This is a genomic window from Cupriavidus necator (genome assembly GCF_013141915.1).
Classification (GTDB): domain Bacteria; phylum Pseudomonadota; class Gammaproteobacteria; order Burkholderiales; family Burkholderiaceae; genus Cupriavidus; species Cupriavidus necator_B.
Genome location: NZ_SROX01000012.1, coordinates 110,134 through 124,891 on the forward strand (window position 1 = coordinate 110,134; position 14,758 = coordinate 124,891).

General features: G+C 67.9%; 15 protein-coding genes. 5 read left to right on the forward strand and 10 right to left on the reverse strand.

Annotated features, from left to right (window positions below):
• Positions 1–5: 5 nt before the first annotated feature.
• Positions 6–686: a winged helix-turn-helix domain-containing protein gene (locus tag E5S69_RS21145; RefSeq protein WP_171516583.1), complete on the reverse strand. Its 681-nt coding sequence runs from the start codon at positions 684–686 to the stop codon at positions 6–8.
• A gap of 224 nt (positions 687–910) precedes the next feature.
• Here E5S69_RS21145 and E5S69_RS21150 point away from each other — a divergent pair, with 224 nt between their 5' ends.
• A complete protein-coding gene (locus tag E5S69_RS21150) occupies positions 911–1,639 on the forward strand; it encodes a response regulator transcription factor (protein ID WP_171516584.1) in 729 nt (242 codons plus the stop codon).
• A complete protein-coding gene (locus tag E5S69_RS21155; RefSeq protein WP_171516585.1) occupies positions 1,636–2,409 on the forward strand; it encodes a HAMP domain-containing histidine kinase in 774 nt (257 codons plus the stop codon). The genes E5S69_RS21150 and E5S69_RS21155 overlap by 4 nt, the downstream gene beginning before the upstream one ends.
• A gap of 51 nt (positions 2,410–2,460) precedes the next feature.
• Here the strand turns inward: E5S69_RS21155 and E5S69_RS21160 are convergent, their stop codons facing one another.
• The 4 genes from E5S69_RS21160 to minC form a co-directional block, all read right to left on the reverse strand.
• Entirely contained in the window at positions 2,461–3,558 is a 1,098-nt protein-coding gene (locus E5S69_RS21160) for a porin (protein WP_171516586.1), read from the reverse strand.
• A 356-nt stretch (positions 3,559–3,914) separates the two neighbouring features.
• Positions 3,915–4,169: a cell division topological specificity factor MinE gene (gene minE, locus E5S69_RS21165; RefSeq protein ID WP_012351386.1), complete on the reverse strand. Its 255-nt coding sequence runs from the start codon at positions 4,167–4,169 to the stop codon at positions 3,915–3,917.
• A gap of 21 nt (positions 4,170–4,190) precedes the next feature.
• Complete coding sequence (gene minD, locus E5S69_RS21170) at positions 4,191–5,006, reverse strand: septum site-determining protein MinD (RefSeq protein WP_171516587.1); 816 nt, start codon at positions 5,004–5,006, stop codon at positions 4,191–4,193.
• A 67-nt stretch (positions 5,007–5,073) separates the two neighbouring features.
• Positions 5,074–5,874 (reverse strand): septum site-determining protein MinC, encoded by an 801-nt coding sequence (minC, locus tag E5S69_RS21175; RefSeq protein ID WP_171516588.1) that lies wholly within the window; start codon positions 5,872–5,874, stop codon positions 5,074–5,076.
• A gap of 218 nt (positions 5,875–6,092) precedes the next feature.
• Between minC and E5S69_RS21180 the strand changes: the two genes are divergently transcribed.
• Both E5S69_RS21180 and E5S69_RS21185 read left to right on the forward strand, forming a co-directional pair.
• A complete protein-coding gene (locus tag E5S69_RS21180) occupies positions 6,093–7,064 on the forward strand; it encodes a magnesium and cobalt transport protein CorA (protein ID WP_171516589.1) in 972 nt (323 codons plus the stop codon).
• 144 nt (positions 7,065–7,208) lie between these two features.
• Positions 7,209–7,910 (forward strand): tetratricopeptide repeat protein, encoded by a 702-nt coding sequence (locus E5S69_RS21185; RefSeq protein ID WP_171516590.1) that lies wholly within the window; start codon positions 7,209–7,211, stop codon positions 7,908–7,910.
• 165 nt (positions 7,911–8,075) lie between these two features.
• On the opposite strand, the gene gatB is transcribed toward E5S69_RS21185, so the two are convergent.
• From gatB to gatC, 5 genes are all read right to left on the reverse strand, one after another.
• Complete coding sequence (gatB, locus tag E5S69_RS21190; protein ID WP_171516591.1) at positions 8,076–9,533, reverse strand: Asp-tRNA(Asn)/Glu-tRNA(Gln) amidotransferase subunit GatB; 1,458 nt, start codon at positions 9,531–9,533, stop codon at positions 8,076–8,078.
• An 89-nt stretch (positions 9,534–9,622) separates the two neighbouring features.
• Positions 9,623–10,726, reverse strand: a complete 1,104-nt coding sequence (locus E5S69_RS21195) for a dienelactone hydrolase family protein (protein ID WP_171516592.1) — start codon at positions 10,724–10,726, stop codon at positions 9,623–9,625.
• 17 nt (positions 10,727–10,743) lie between these two features.
• Complete coding sequence (locus E5S69_RS21200; protein WP_171516593.1) at positions 10,744–11,202, reverse strand: hypothetical protein; 459 nt, start codon at positions 11,200–11,202, stop codon at positions 10,744–10,746.
• Between the two features lie 2 nt (positions 11,203–11,204).
• Positions 11,205–12,710, reverse strand: a complete 1,506-nt coding sequence (gatA, locus tag E5S69_RS21205) for an Asp-tRNA(Asn)/Glu-tRNA(Gln) amidotransferase subunit GatA (RefSeq protein WP_171516594.1) — start codon at positions 12,708–12,710, stop codon at positions 11,205–11,207.
• A gap of 92 nt (positions 12,711–12,802) precedes the next feature.
• Positions 12,803–13,102, reverse strand: coding sequence for an Asp-tRNA(Asn)/Glu-tRNA(Gln) amidotransferase subunit GatC (gatC, locus tag E5S69_RS21210; protein ID WP_116355310.1), 300 nt, complete (start codon positions 13,100–13,102; stop codon positions 12,803–12,805).
• A gap of 556 nt (positions 13,103–13,658) precedes the next feature.
• On the opposite strand from gatC, the gene E5S69_RS21215 reads away from it, so the two are divergent.
• The gene (locus E5S69_RS21215) at positions 13,659–14,702 is read left to right on the forward strand and encodes a rod shape-determining protein (protein WP_008648066.1); all 1,044 of its coding nucleotides are present in this window, start codon (positions 13,659–13,661) and stop codon (positions 14,700–14,702) included.
• Positions 14,703–14,758: the final 56 nt, after the last annotated feature.

Here is a 14,758-nt window from a genome sequence, read left to right on the forward strand (position 1 = left end):
AAGGGCTAGGCCGCATCGAGCCGGCTCCCCAGCCCATAGACCGACGACAGCCGCACGCCGTTGTGCGGCCACAGCGCCAGCTTGGTGCGCACTCGCGACAGGTGGCTGTCGACCGTGCGCGAAGCGGCGTCCATGTGATAGCGCCAGACCTGGTCGACCATGGTCTGGCGCAGCACCAGCGAGCCCAGATTGCGGAACAGCAGGACCGCCAAGTCGAATTCCTTGGGGGCCAGCAGTACCGGCTTGCCTTGCACCCACACCTGCCGCTCGACGGTGGCAAAGCGGAACGGACCGTGTTCCAGGTCGCAGTCGGCGCTGGCCGGCCGCGCGCGGCGCAGCAGCGCCAGCACGCGCGCGGCCAGTTCCGCGGTGCGCAGCGGCTTGGGCACGTAGCTGTCCGCGCCCTGCGCCAGGCAGGCCGCGACAAAGCCTTCTTCATTGGAACTGCCAGTCAGCATCACCGGCAGCTCGTGACCCAGCGTGCGGCGCACCCATGCCAGCACTTCGAGTGCCGGGATGCCCGGCGTATCGCAATCCAGCATCAGCAGGTCGAATGACCTGCCGCGCAGCGCGCCGATCAGGCTGCGCCCGCTGAGGTAGCGCGTGCACTGGTGGCCGTTCAGGCGCAGGGTCTGTTCGATGCTGACGGCGAGGGTGGGGTCCGCCTGCAGCGCGGCGATCTTCACGGACGTGGCTCCTGTGCGCGGGCGCACCGCAATGCGCCGATGGATTGGACACAGCCTGGTCACCACGGGCGTCTTCGGCCCGCAGCGAAGCCCATGGTAGGAGCGGCGCGCTGAGGCCAGAAGTAAAAGATTGTTGAAAGGCGAGATTGAGCCCTTTCCTATTCGTGCGGCACGCAACACCGGTTCAAATGTCCCGCTAATGACCTGGTTCCGTCGGAGGCAACATGGGAAAGAAAACGGCAACGCGCATTGCATCGCTTGAAGACGCGCCCGCGGACGCGGCGCTGATCCGCCAGGTCGTCGCCGGCGCGGGGTTTGAATGCGTCAGCTTCGGCGAAAGCCGGCGCCTGCTGCTGGCGCTGCGCGACGCCGGCTTCGACCTGCTGCTGCTGGACTGGCAGATGCCGGACCTGTCCGGGCGCGAGGTGCTGGCCTGGGTGCGCACCCACCTGGACCGGCGCATTCCGGTCATGTTCCTGACCTGCCGCGATGCCGAGCACGATATCGTCAGTGCGCTCGCCGCGGGCGCCGACGACTACATGGTCAAGCCGATCCGCCCGGCTGAACTGGCCGCGCGCATCGAATGCCTGCTGCGGCGCGCCTATCCCGCGCAGGCGTCGCCGCACGCGCCGCTGCGGCTGGGCGATTACGCCTTTGACTGCGCCTTGCGCAAGGTCACCTGCAACGGCGAGCCGATCGGCCTGACGCCCAAGGAGTTCGACCTCGCAGTGCTGTTGTTCCGCCACGAAGGCCGCATCGTCACGCGCGACCACATCACCGCCGCGGTCTGGGGCCGCGAGATCTCGCCGATGTCGCGCACCATCGATACCCACGTGTCGCGCGTGCGCAGCAAGCTCGGCTTGCAGGCCGGACACGGCATGCGGCTGACCCCGGTCTATACGCATGGCTACCGGCTGGAGCGCATGGCTCATGCCGAACGGGCCGCGGCATGACGGCGCGCCCGCTGCACCATGCGCTGCTTGCCGCGGCAGTGTGCCTTGGCGGCTGCTGGCTGGCGCGACGCTCGCGCGGCGCCGCAGCGATGCCGGCACCGGCACCGGCAAGCAGCAGCGGCGGCGACGTGCGCGCTCCGGCCGCCGTGCAAGACATGGTGCTGCATGTGCTTGGCCACGACTTGCGCGAACCCAACGCCTCGCTGCTGGCGTGGCTGGCGCTGCGCCAGACCCGGTCGCAGGCCGATGCGGCGCTGCTGGCCCAGGTCGGCGGCCATGCGCGCCGCTCGCTGCGCCATATCGACGACCTGAACCGGCTGCTGCGCGAAACGCGGCATGCGTACCGGATGCGGCGGATCGCCATGGAAACCCTGCTCGATGAAGCGCTGGACCGCGTCTGGACCGAGGCCAGCGAGGCCGGCGTGCGGCTGGAACGCCCGGCAGCGCGCCTTCCGCGCATCGGCGGGGACGCGGCTCTGCTCGCCGGCACGCTCGAATGGCTGCTGACCAGCGCCATCGGCGCGGCGGCGCCGGGCACGGCCCTGCGCACCGCGTGCCGCGGCCATGCCGGTGGCGTGGCGCTGACCATCGTGTTTCAGCCTGCCGATGACGCGGGCGCCGCGCAACTGGCCCGGCCCGGACCCGCGCTGCTGTGTGCGCAGCGGGTGGTGGCACGCCATGGCGGCCTGCTGGTGCCGCTGCAGCCGGTGCAAGGCACCGCCGCGCAGGCGGGCTGGTACCTGTGGCTGCGGCGCCGGCCGCGCCCATGAAAAAAGGCACCCGAAGGTGCCTTTCGCCAGGAACTGCGGATCAGGTTTCGATCAGAAGATGTGGCGGATACCCAGCGCAGCGCCGGTCTGGTTGTTGCGGCCCGGCAGTTCGGTGGTGGTGCCGCCCGAAACCTTGTTGAAATCAACCGTGCCGTAAACCTGGGTGCGCTTGGACAGCGAGTACTCGGCCAGCAGCACGCCGGTGTAGCGGCGGCCGTTGTTGTCGTTCACACCGTTCTTGTTCTCGACGTAGTCGCCGTAGAACACGCCCGTCAGCGCCAGGGCCGGGGTGGCCTGGTAGGTCAGGCCGATGTAGCCGATGGTGTCCTTGCGCGGGTTGTTGGCGGCGCCGGCGGTGACCACGGCCGGAGCAGGCGCGGCAGCCGAGTTGTTCAGGAAGCCGTTGTCGATCACACCGGTGCGGTCCTTGCCGCCCACGTAGCCCACGAACAGCTTGGCCGGGCCGAAGGCATACTTGCCGGCAGCGCCCCACATTTGCTGCTTGTTGCCGTTGATGTCGCGGATTTCCTGGTACACGCCACCAATGCCGAACGGACCGTACGTGTAGGCGGCACGGGTACCCCAGTACTGGTTCTTGGTCATGCTGCCCGGTTGCTCGCCGAAGCCGTAGCTGGCGCCCACGTCCAGGCCGCCGAACTTGCCGCCGTAGCTGACCACGTTGTCGCTGCGGAACTGGGTCAGGAAGAACGGCCAGGCGTTGGCGGTGTAGTTGCCGATGGTCAGCGGATCGTAGTCGCCGAAGAAGTTAAAGCCTTCGGTGTACTGGCGGCCCAGCTTGATCGTGCCGAAGTCACCCGACAGGCCAACGTATGCCTGACGACCGAACAGACGGCCATTCGGGTTGGTGGCGCTGGCTTGATTGGAACGGCCGGTATCCGGATCGAAGCCACCTTCGAGCTGGAAGATCGCCTTCAGGTTGTTGCCGAGGGCTTCGCTGCCCTTCAGGCCCCAGCGGCTGTTGGTAACTGCACCGTTGGTCAGTTCAAACAGATGATCGTTGTTGGCGTTGGCGTTGGTGGTGAAGCGGATGCTCTGGTCAACGATGCCGTACAGGGTGACGGACGACTGGGCGAATGCCGAACCTGCCAACAGGCTGCCGGCTGCGAGGACGATGGCCGATTTCTTCATGGTGCTCCTTTTCTGTCTTGTACTGTGCCCTGCGCCGGATCACGGCGGGGATAGAGGTCTACGTTTCGTGTAAACGCCGCGAAAATTTAACAAAACGTAAGGAACAAGGACACAAAACTCCGGGGAGCCGCCCTTTCAAGCAGGAAATTGGTGCAATTTCGTTGTCTGGCCGCTACAGAATTCTGCATTCCGGGGCTGCGGCAGCGATACAGGATGGCCTCGCGGCGGCGCTGGCACGGCGACGGGGCGTTGGCGGGGTGTTGGCGCGGCGTTGGCGGGCCAGCGCGCGAAGGCTGAAGCAGGGACGGGGCGCGGGCCCCGAAGGCGCATGGACCCGGCGCTGCCGGGTCCTGTCCTCAGTGCTGCGGGATCTCGATCTTGACCTCGAGCACCTCGAGGTTGTCCTGGCGTTCCAGGCTGACGCGCAGGTCCTGGTCGCCGATCTTGACGTATTTGGAGATCACCGCCACCAGTTCGCGCTGCAGCGCGGGCAGGTAGTCGGCGGGGGCGGAATGGCCGGTGCGCTCATGCGCCAGGATAATCTGCAGCCGCTCCTTGGCGACTGACGCGGACTTCTTCTTCTCTCCCAGCAGGAAGGAAAGGATCGACATGGGGTGAGCCCTCCTTGACCGTTACTTGTTGCCGAAGATGCGCGAGAACAGCCCCGGCTTCTGGTAGTCGGTGAAACGCATCGGCTTGTCCTTGCCGAGGAAGCGGTCCACCACGTCGCTGTAGGCGTCCGACACGTCGCTGCCTTCCATATGGATGGCGGGCGTGCCCTGGTTGGAGGCATGCAGCACGGCTTCCGATTCCGGCACCACGCCGATCAGCTTGATGCGCAGGATTTCCTGGATGTCGGTCAGCGACAGCATCTCGCCGCCATGCACGCGCTTGGGGTTGTAGCGGGTGATCAGCAGGTGTTCCTTGATCGGGTCGCCGCCCTCGGTGGCACGCTTGGTCTTCGACGCCAGGATGCCCAGGATGCGGTCCGAATCGCGTACCGACGACACTTCGGGGTTGGTCACGATCAGCGCCTCGTCGGCAAAGTACATGGCCATCAGCGCGCCCGATTCGATGCCGGCGGGCGAGTCGCAGACGATGTACTCGAAATCCATCTCGATCAGGCCGTCGATCACCTTCTCGACGCCTTCGCGCGTGAGCGCATCCTTGTCGCGCGTTTGCGAGGCCGGCAGGATGAACAGGTTCTCGCACTTCTTGTCCTTGATCAGCGCCTGGCGCAGGTTGGCTTCGCCCTGCACCACGTTGATCAGGTCATACACCACGCGGCGTTCGCAACCCATGATCAGGTCGAGGTTGCGCAGGCCGACGTCGAAGTCGATCACGGCAGTCTTGTGGCCGCGCAGGGCCAGGCCGGCGGCAAAGCTGGCGCTGGTGGTGGTCTTGCCGACGCCTCCCTTGCCGGAGGTCACAACGATGATTTTTGCCATGGCTCTTTGGTCCAGTAATAAGTTGAAGCTTGCGCTCTCTGCGATTCGGTCCCGGGGGGCGCCGCGGTTACTTGAGCCGCAGCGCTTCGAGGATCAGTTTTTCATCGGCCAGGCGCACCTGGGCGGTCTTGCCGTGCACATCGGCCGGAAGCGTCTGCTCCGCGGTCCGGTAGATGCCGGCGATGGAAATCAGTTCAGGCTCCATGCACGTGCTGAAGATGCGCGCGCCGGTGTTGCCCTTGACGCCCGCCAGCGCGCGGCCGCGCAGCGGGGCATAGATATGGATGTTGCCTTCGGCGATGACTTCCGCACCGTAGCTGACCACGTCCATGATGACTACGTCGCCATGCGCATAGACCTGCTGGCCCGAGCGCAGCGGCTTGTCGATCAGCAGGGTCTGGGTCTGGCGCACGGCGGCGGCGATGGCGGCGTCGTTGGCTGCCTGCGCCGCGGCGCGGGCGGCTTCCTCGCGCGCCGCCTGCGCGGCGGCGGCCTGTTCCGCGGCGGCAGCGGCCTTGGCCTCGGCGGCACGCTCGGTGGCGCCGCTGCGGCGGGCCTGGCTGTCCAGCAGCGGCAGGCCGAAGCGCTCGGCCCACTCGCGCTGGCCCGCACGGGCCACCACGCCGATGGCGCGGGCCTTGAGCGTGGCCAGCGTGTCGATCACGGTGCCGAGCGCGACTTCGCTGTCGTCTTCAAGCGCGCGCAGGTCCAGCGCGATCACGTCATTGGAGAAGAAGTCGGGGGTGGCTTCGAAGCGGGTGAGGAGGTCATCCCGCAGCGCAGCCATGTCGGCGGTCTGGAGGGCGAGAAGGAGGGCGTCGACGTTGCCACTGCGCAGCTCGAAGCGTGGCGATTTCTTCTGGGACATAGCCGGGTGACCGTGGAAATGCCACATTCTAACGTCGTATCTGTCGCGAACTGTAACAATTGGATCGATATGTACCGCAGGTGGCGCGGGGGCGCCATGCGGTCCCCGGTTGCGCGGCGCAAGTGTGGCCGGCGCGGCTTGCGCGGCATCGCACGCTGCGGTCGTGGGCATGCTGCAAAGCCTTGTTACGATTGCGCCATCTGATCAGCGGAGTTTCCATGGGCGCCATCGTCAATTGCGTGGCTTACCGGCAGGGCAAGCGGCTCGGCACGGTAAGCATGGAGGAAATCCCGACCGTGCTGGCCGTGCCCGGCACCTTCGTCTGGCTGGGACTGCATGAGCCCGAGCTGGCGTTGCTGCGCCAGGCCCAACAGGCCTTCGGCCTGCATGACCTGGCGGTCGAAGACGCGTTGAACGCGCACCAGCGGCCCAAGCTCGAGGCCTATGGCGATTCGGTGTTCGTGGTGCTCAACACGGCGCAACTGTTGGAGGAGGAGGTCGTGGTCGGAGAGACCCATCTCTTCGTCGGGCCCAACTACGTGGTTTCGGTACGCCACGGCGTCAGCAGCACGTATGCGCCCGTGCGCGAGCGCTGCGAGCACGATCCCACTGGCCTGGCCAACGGCCCCGGCTACGTGCTGTACGCGCTGATGGATTTTGTCGTCGACCATTACCTGCCCATCGTCACGCGCCTGGAAGACACCTTCGAGGCGCTCGAGCAAAACATCTTCCGCGACGAATTCGACCGCGCCGCGATCGAGCGCCTGTACCAGATCAAGCGCCAGGTGCTGCGGCTGCGCAATGCGGTCAGCCCCGTCGAAGACATGTGCAGCCAGCTGATCCGGCTGCATGAAGACCTGGTGCCGAAGGAGTTGCGCGCCTACTTCCGCGATGTCGAAGACCACGCCAGCCGGCTGGTGCGCACGCTCGACGTGGTGCGCGAAATGCTGACCACCGCGGTGCAGGTCAACCTGGCGCTGGTGACCGTCGGCCAGAACGAAGTGGTCAAGCGGCTGGCCGGCTGGGGCGCGATCCTGGCGATCCCGACGGTGATGTTCAGCCTGTACGGCATGAACTTCGATTTCATGCCCGAACTGAAATTCCACTACGCCTATCCGGCCGTGATCGGGGTGACGGCGGTGGCGTGCGGCGCGCTGTGGCGGCGGCTGCACCGCGCGGGCTGGATCTGAGCGCGACGTCGTTATATCGATGCGACGAATGAATGAATGGCTTTTTAACGAGCATTGATTATTCGCGCGGATAATCTCGCCGCTACCGGGCACCCGCGCCGACTCCTACACTGGAGCAACAAGGCGCCGCGCCCGGAGTCCGCCATGTCGAAACACCGTTCCCCGCATGCCGCCGTGCTGGCCGGCATCCTTTGCGCATGGCTGGTCGTGCCACCCGCCGCTGCCGCACCCCAGCCCGCCGCTCCCGCGCAGGCGCAGACCCGCGACGCGGTCGCCGCCTACGAATCGGGCCGCTTCGACGCGGCCTTGCAGGGTTTCGCCGGCGCCGCGCGCCAGGGCAACCGGCTTGCCCAGTTCAACTACGCAATGATGCTGCTGCGCGGCGAGGGCACTGCCGCGCGGCCGCAAGAGGCGCTGGTATGGCTGCGCAAGGCGGCCGACAACGGCATGACCCATGCCCAGTACACCTGGGGCGATCTCTACGAGCGCGGCGAACTGGTACCGAAATCGCTGGAAGAAGCCAACCGCTGGTACGAGCGTGCGGCGCAGGGCGGCCATGTGCAGGCGCAGATGGAGCTGGCGACGAACTACTTCACCGGGCGCGGCCTGCCGCGCGACTACGCGCAGGCGTTTGCGTGGTACCGCCGCGCGGCGAGCGCGGGGGATGGCGGCGCGCAGTACATCGTCGGCAGCTTCTATGAGCGCGGCGAGCCTGGCGTGGTCGAGCGGGATATCGAGCAGGCGAAGATCTGGTACGCGCGCTCCGCGGCGCACGGCGATCCGGGAGCGCTGGCGAAGCTGAGGTCGCTGCTGGAGGAGACGGTGAAGGGCAGGGCGGGGATGTAAGGCGTGTCGGAGTACACCAGCCTTTTATTGGCTGAGGACTGGCTCCCTCTCCCGCTTGTAGGAGTCACGAAGTCACGCCTGTGGTATGCCAGCGCCTGCCCTCTCCCCCGGCCCCTCTCCCGCAAGCGGGAGAGGGGAGCAAACAGTCGGGCGGGTGACTATCCCTCAGCCCAGCTTCTTCCTCAACAACTCATTCACCTGCGCCGGGTTGGCCTTGCCCTTGGTCGCCTTCATCGCCTGGCCGACCAGCGCATTGAACGCCTTTTCCTTGCCCGAGCGGAATTCCTCGACCGACTTGGCATTGGCGGCCAGCACGTCGTCGATGATCTTTTCCAGCTCGCCGCTGTCGGACATCTGCTTCAGTCCCTTGGCCGCGATGATGGCGTCGGCGTCGCCGCCATGCTCGCCCGCCCACATCGCCGGGAACACATCCTTCTTCGCGGTGTTGTTCGAGACCGTGCCGTCGGCGATGCGCGCGAGCAGCTTTGCCAGTTGCGCCGGCGTGACCGGCGCTGCATCGATGGCGATGCCTTCGCGGTTGAGTTGCGAGGCCACGTCGCCCATCAGCCAGTTGGCGGCGGGCTTGGCGCTGGCGGCGCCCGCGCCGGCGACCACGGCTTCGTAGTAGGCGGCGAAGGCCTTGGTCGCGGTCAGCATGGTGGCGTCATATGCTGACAAGCCGTATTGCGAGACCAGGCGCGCCTGCATCGCTGCCGGCAGCTCAGGCAGTTCGCCGCGCACGCGCTCGACCCAGCCGGCGTCGATCTCCAGCGGCATCAGGTCCGGATCGGGGAAGTAGCGGTAGTCGTGCGCATCTTCCTTGGTGCGCATGGCGCGGGTTTCGCCGGTGTCCGGATCGAACAGGACGGTGGCCTGCTGGATCTTGCGGCCGTCTTCGATCTCGGCGATCTGCCACTGCACTTCGTAGTCGATGGCCTGCTGCAGGAAGCGGAACGAGTTCAGGTTCTTGATCTCGCGGCGCGTGCCGAATTCCTTCTGGCCCAGCGGCCGCACCGACACGTTGGCGTCGCAACGGAAGCTGCCTTCCTGCATGTTGCCGTCGCAGATGCCCAGCCACACCACCAGCGAGTGCAGCGCCTTGGCGTAGGCCACCGCTTCGGCGGCGCTGCGCATGTCGGGCTCGGTAACGATTTCCAGCAGCGGCGTGCCGGCACGGTTCAGGTCGATGCCGGTCATGCCGGCAAAGTCCTCGTGCAGCGACTTGCCCGCGTCTTCTTCCAGGTGCGCGCGCGTCAGGTTGACGGTCTTCTCGTAGGATTCGCCCTGCTTGCCCTCGACCTGGATGGTGATGGTGCCGCCCTGTACCACCGGGATCTCGTACTGGCTGATCTGGTAGCCCTTGGGCAGGTCGGGGTAGAAGTAGTTCTTGCGCGCGAACACGCTGCGCGGCGCGATGGTGGCGCCGATCGCCAGGCCGAACTGGATCGCGCGCTCGACCGCGCCCTGGTTCAGCACCGGCAGTACGCCGGGCAGCGCCAGGTCCACCGGCGACGCCTGCGTGTTGGCCTCGGCACCGAAGGCGGTGGAGGTGCCGGAAAAAATCTTGGAGGCCGTCGACAGCTGCGCGTGCGTTTCGAGGCCGATCACCACTTCCCATTGCATGGCGGTATTCCTGTTCGGTTCTTTCGATGTTGTCTGTTGCGAGGGAACGGCAGCGCCGCCCCGGTGTTGGGTCTGGTCTTGCGTGGCCGTCAGGGGTCGGGACTGGCCAGCCAGGAGTCGAGCTGGGCGAGCGCGGCCACGCGTGCCACCGCATCGCCGCCGACGGTGACGCTCTGGCCCTTGCGCATGACGGCGGCAGGCACGTCGGTGCGCCGATGCAGCTCGCTGGTGCCGTCGAAGCCGTGATAGGCGCCCGGGAAGATCTCCAGCCGGAAGCGCGCCCCCGGCTGGCGCGCCTGCACCGCGCTCTGCAGCATGGCGCAGCGGGTCGCCGGGGTCCAGTCGTCGGCGCCGCCGATCATCAGCAGCAGCGGCGCGCGCAGGCGGAAGCTGTGCTGCTGCACCGCGCGCTTGCAGCCCGGGTAGAACGCCACCGCGCGCTCGACCGGCGGCGTGCCGGCCGGCCACGGGCGGCTGGCGTCGACGGTGGCCAGCACCGCCTGCGCGCCGTTCGACCAGCCCAGCAGCACGATGCGCGCGGCGTCGACGGCGGGTTGCTGTGCCACCCAGCGCAGCGCGGCGAGCGCGTCGGCACGGCGGGTGCGGTCGTCGATGGCGCGCGTGTCGATGGGCTCGGTACAGATGCCGTGAGGCCTGCCGCGCGCGCTGAAGCTGTCCGGCATCAGCACCGCATAGCCGCGTTCGGTCAGCCAGTGGGCGTACTCACGGTAGCGTTGCTGCAGCAGTGCGGCAACGCCGGCCTTGTCGGTTTCGACCGTACCAGCGGTGCGCTCGCGCGCAGGGCGCTGGGCCAGCAGGCCGCCACAGCCGTGCAGCGCCACCACCACGGGCAGCGCGCGCGGCGTGGCGCCTTCGCGCGGCAGGAACCAGTAGGCGGTCAGTGCCGGCGTGGCGGCATCGCCGCGCAGCTGCACTCGCTGCGCGGGCACGGGCGTCGTGGCCGCAGGGGCCGCCGTGGCGGGCGCGGCCCGGTTCACCGCGTTCGGCGCCAGTACGCCCGCCGGCGTCAGCGGTGCCGGCGCGTCCAGTGCGGGCGCGGGCAGGTCCGGCGTATGCGCCGCGGCGCCGGCCAGCCATGTGCATAGGCCCAGCGCCACCGCGGCGCGCAGCCAGGCGGCCACCGGGTGGGTGGCGCGCGGCGCGGGTTGCGGGGTGGTGGGGGACTGGATCATGACCGGCTGCGGTGGCTTCAGCGCGTGCGGGCGCAGGCGCCGGTGCCTGGCTCGAACATCACCGGCCAGGCTTCTTCATAGATGCCGGGCGTGCAGCGCTGCTGGCAGTTGGCGTGCGCCAGCGTGACGCGGCGCGGGTCCTGCCACACCATCAGCTTGCAGCCGCTGCCGTCGTTGGCGCGCAGCTCGATATGCGGCTTCTTCTGGACCTGGCGGAAGTCGGCCAGGTTGAAGCTGCACGAGCCGCGCTTGCCGACCCACAGCTTCCACGACAGCTGCTGCACGCTGTTGTCCGCGATGCGCAGCTGCGCGTCTTCGCGGAAGCCGTCTTCCTCGGTGCGGCGGCAGTCGCCGGCCAGGTCGATGTCGCGGCTGGCGATCGGCGTGGGCTTGCCGATGATCGGCAGCTGGATGCAGCCCGCCACCAGCGCGGCGAGCGCTGCGGCAGCGAGCAGGCGGAGCAGGGTGCGGGTCATGGTCAGGCCTTGGCGGGGCAGCGCAGGTGCCAGTCGGTCGCCTGCTGGAACGCATGCGCGGCCTGCAGCAGGCGCGCTTCGTCAAAGTAGTTGCCGATCAGCTGCAGGCCGACGGGCATGTTGCCCGCGCCGAAGCCGCACGGCACGCTCATGCCGGGCAGGCCGGCCAGGCTGGTCGACAGCGTGAAGATGTCGGCCAGGTACATCTGCACCGGGTCCGAGGTCTTCTCGCCCAGCTTCCACGCCACCGTCGGCGCCACCGGGCCCATGATCACGTCGCACTGGGCGAAGGCGCGCTGGAAGTCGTCGGCGATGATGCGGCGGATCTTCTGCGCCTGCAGGTAGTAGGCGTCGTAGTAGCCGTGCGACAGCACGTAGGTGCCGACCATGATGCGGCGCTTGACCTCGGCGCCGAAGCCTTCGGCGCGGGTCTTCTTGTACATGTCGAGCAGGTCGCGGTACCCGGCGGCGCGGTGGCCGTAGCGCACCCCGTCGAAGCGCGACAGGTTGGACGAGGCCTCGGCCGGCGCGATCACGTAGTACACCGGGATCGACAGCTCGGTCTTGGGCAGCGACACCTCGACCAGCGTGGCGCCCAGCTTTTCGTACTCGGCCAGCGCGGCGCGCACGGCCTGCTCGACATCGGCCGCCAGGCCCTTGCCGAAGTATTCCTTGGGCAGGCCGATGCGCAGGCCGGCCAGCGGGCGCCCGGCGGTGGCGCCGGCGCGCGGCTGGCCCAGCAGGCGCGTGTAGTCCTCGTCGATGCCGCCTTGCGCGGGCGGGATGCTGGTCGAGTCCTTCGGATCGAAGCCGGCCATGGCGTTGAGCAGCAGCGCGCAGTCCTCGGCGCTGTGGGCCATCGGGCCGCCCTGGTCCAGCGACGAGGCAAAGGCGATCATGCCGTAGCGCGACACGCGGCCATAGGTGGGCTTGATCCCGGTGATGCCCGAGAACGACGCCGGCTGGCGGATCGAGCCGCCGGTGTCGGTGCCGGTGGCGGCGGGCGCCAGGCCCGCGGCCACCGCGGCGGCCGAGCCGCCCGACGAGCCGCCGGGCACGCGGCTGGCGTCCCACGGGTTGCGCACCGGGCCGAAATGCGAGTTCTCGTTGGACGAGCCCATCGCAAATTCGTCCATGTTGGTCTTGCCCAGCGTGACCATGCCGGCCGCGGCCATGCGCTCGACCACGGTGGCGTCGAACGGGCTTTCATAGCTGGCCAGCATCTTCGAGCCGGCGGTGGCGCGCCAGCCGCGCGTGACGAACACATCCTTGTGCGCGACCGGCACGCCGGTCAGCGGCGCGGCCTCGCCGCGCGCGCGGCGTGCGTCGGCGGCGCGCGCCTGGGCCAGCGTCAGTTCGGCATCGACGTGGATAAAGGCGTTGAGCGCGGCGGCCTGCTCGATGCGGGCCAGGTACTCGCGCGCGAGTTCCTCGGCGGAGACGGTGCGCGCGGCCAGGGCGTCGGCAAGCTGGCGCAGGGAAGTCACGGAATCAGCGGAAAAGGGCATGACAGTCGGTTGGCATCAGGGGTGTTGTACTGGCGGGCGGCCGGCGCCGGACCGCGGCGCCTGGCGGCGCGGCAGCGCGGGCCGGGCAACGGTCATTCAATGACCTTGGGCACCAGGTACAGGCCGTTTTCGGTGGCCGGCGCGGGGCGCTGGTAGTCGGCGCGGCGGTCGGCTTCGGTGACCACGTCCTCGCGCAGGCGCTGGACCATGTCGCGCACGGCCGACAGCGGGTGCGCGAGCGGTTCGATGCCGGTGGTGTCGACCGCCTGCATCTGCTCGACCAGCGAGAAAAAGTTGTTCAGTTGCGCAAGCGTCTGTTCGGCCTCGGCATCGCTGGTTTCGATGCGGGCGAGGTGGGCAATGCGCTTGACGTCGGATAGGTCGAGGGCCATGGCGTGGTGGGTCGATGCTCGGATGCTCGGAGACGAAAGGCGGCCTGGCCCGGGGGGCTGACCGCGGGCGCCGGAGGGCACCCCGTAGTCGTCAGAATTGCAGGTATTTTCAGGCTGTAAACGCCCGAAGCCGCTGGAATTATAAGGTATCATTGCGAGTTACCGACCTTTGGCAACGCCTACGCCACATGGCCTGCGGCCCGCGCCTCCGCGCCCGGTGTCCGAAGGCGCCCGAAGGGCAAACCTGGGTCCTCTGATTAGGCCTTGCCGCCAGCCCCGCGTGTCGCCCCACGGCCGACATGATGCGCCGGCATCTGCACATTTCCGCGAACTTTTCCGCGGGGTCTAATCAAAGGTTCCCGTAGGGCCGGCGCGCACGGTGCGCCGGCGGTGCCGATCCCACGTCCATCCGGCCGGACAGCCTCCGGTCCGGGCGGCGGGCGGAGCGGGAAGCCGAGAACCATTCCGTATTCAACACAACGCATTTCGTGGCCGGGCCGCTCGCGGCGCCGGCCGCTTCGCCTACCCGCGAACACCACCACAGACAGGATTCCTGATGTTCGGATTTCTCCGCAGCTACTTCTCCAACGACCTGGCGATCGACCTCGGCACCGCCAACACGCTGATCTACATGCGCGACAAGGGCATCGTGCTGGACGAGCCCTCGGTGGTTGCGATCCGCCAGGAAGGCGGCCCCAACGCCAAGAAGACCATCACGGCGGTGGGCAAGGAAGCCAAGCAGATGCTGGGCAAGGTGCCGGGCAATATCGAGGCGATCCGCCCGATGAAGGACGGCGTGATCGCCGACTTCACCGTCACCGAGCAGATGCTCAAGCAATTCATCAAGATGGTGCATGACAGCAAGCTGCTGCGCCCGAGCCCGCGCATCATCATCTGCGTGCCGTGCGGCTCGACCCAGGTCGAGCGCCGCGCCATCCGCGAATCGGCGCTGGGCGCCGGCGCCAGCCAGGTCTACCTGATCGAGGAGCCGATGTCGGCCGCGATCGGCGCCGGCCTGCCGGTGTCGGAGCCGTCGGGCTCGATGGTGGTCGATATCGGCGGCGGCACCACCGAGGTCGGCATCATCTCGCTGGGCGGCATGGTCTATAAGGGTTCGGTGCGCGTGGGCGGCGACAAGTTCGACGAGGCCATCGTCAACTACATCCGCCGCAACTACGGCATGCTGATCGGCGAGCAGACCGCCGAAGCCATCAAGAAGGAAATCGGCTCGGCCTTCCCGGGCTCCGAAGTGCGCGAGATGGAAGTCAAGGGCCGCAACCTGTCCGAAGGCATTCCGCGTGCGTTCACGGTGTCGTCCAATGAAATCCTCGAGGCGCTGACCGATCCGCTGAACCAGATCGTGTCGGCGGTGAAGATCGCGCTGGAGCAGACCCCGCCCGAGCTGGGCGCCGACATCGCCGAGCGCGGCATGATGCTGACCGGCGGCGGCGCGCTGCTGCGCGACCTGGATCGCCTGCTGGCGGAAGAAACCGGCTTGCCGGTGCTGGTTGCCGAAGACCCGCTGACCTGCGTGGTGCGCGGCTCCGGCATGGCGCTGGAACGCATGGACAAGCTCGGCAGCATCTTCTCCTACGAGTAAGCAGGACGCTCACGTGGCGATGCGCGGCCTGCCGGATCGATCGATCATGGCGGCGT

Excerpts from the sequence above, each read along its gene's own strand:
- gatC (WP_116355310.1), bottom strand. The coding sequence starts at position 13,102 with ATGGCCCTCGACCTATCCGACGTCAAGCGCATTGCCCACCTCGCCCGC.
- E5S69_RS21215 (WP_008648066.1), top strand. The coding sequence starts at position 13,659 with ATGTTCGGATTTCTCCGCAGCTACTTCTCCAACGACCTGGCGATCGAC.
- minE (WP_012351386.1), bottom strand. The coding sequence starts at position 4,169 with ATGTCGATCCTTTCCTTCCTGCTGGGAGAGAAGAAGAAGTCCGCGTCA.
- E5S69_RS21185 (WP_171516590.1), top strand. The coding sequence starts at position 7,209 with ATGTCGAAACACCGTTCCCCGCATGCCGCCGTGCTGGCCGGCATCCTT.
- E5S69_RS21155 (WP_171516585.1), top strand. The coding sequence starts at position 1,636 with ATGACGGCGCGCCCGCTGCACCATGCGCTGCTTGCCGCGGCAGTGTGC.
- minC (WP_171516588.1), bottom strand. The coding sequence starts at position 5,874 with ATGTCCCAGAAGAAATCGCCACGCTTCGAGCTGCGCAGTGGCAACGTC.
- E5S69_RS21195 (WP_171516592.1), bottom strand. The coding sequence starts at position 10,726 with ATGATCCAGTCCCCCACCACCCCGCAACCCGCGCCGCGCGCCACCCAC.
- minD (WP_171516587.1), bottom strand. The coding sequence starts at position 5,006 with ATGGCAAAAATCATCGTTGTGACCTCCGGCAAGGGAGGCGTCGGCAAG.
- gatA (WP_171516594.1), bottom strand. The coding sequence starts at position 12,710 with ATGCCCTTTTCCGCTGATTCCGTGACTTCCCTGCGCCAGCTTGCCGAC.
- E5S69_RS21160 (WP_171516586.1), bottom strand. The coding sequence starts at position 3,558 with ATGAAGAAATCGGCCATCGTCCTCGCAGCCGGCAGCCTGTTGGCAGGT.
- E5S69_RS21180 (WP_171516589.1), top strand. The coding sequence starts at position 6,093 with ATGGGCGCCATCGTCAATTGCGTGGCTTACCGGCAGGGCAAGCGGCTC.
- E5S69_RS21150 (WP_171516584.1), top strand. The coding sequence starts at position 911 with ATGGGAAAGAAAACGGCAACGCGCATTGCATCGCTTGAAGACGCGCCC.
- E5S69_RS21200 (WP_171516593.1), bottom strand. The coding sequence starts at position 11,202 with ATGACCCGCACCCTGCTCCGCCTGCTCGCTGCCGCAGCGCTCGCCGCG.
- gatB (WP_171516591.1), bottom strand. The coding sequence starts at position 9,533 with ATGCAATGGGAAGTGGTGATCGGCCTCGAAACGCACGCGCAGCTGTCG.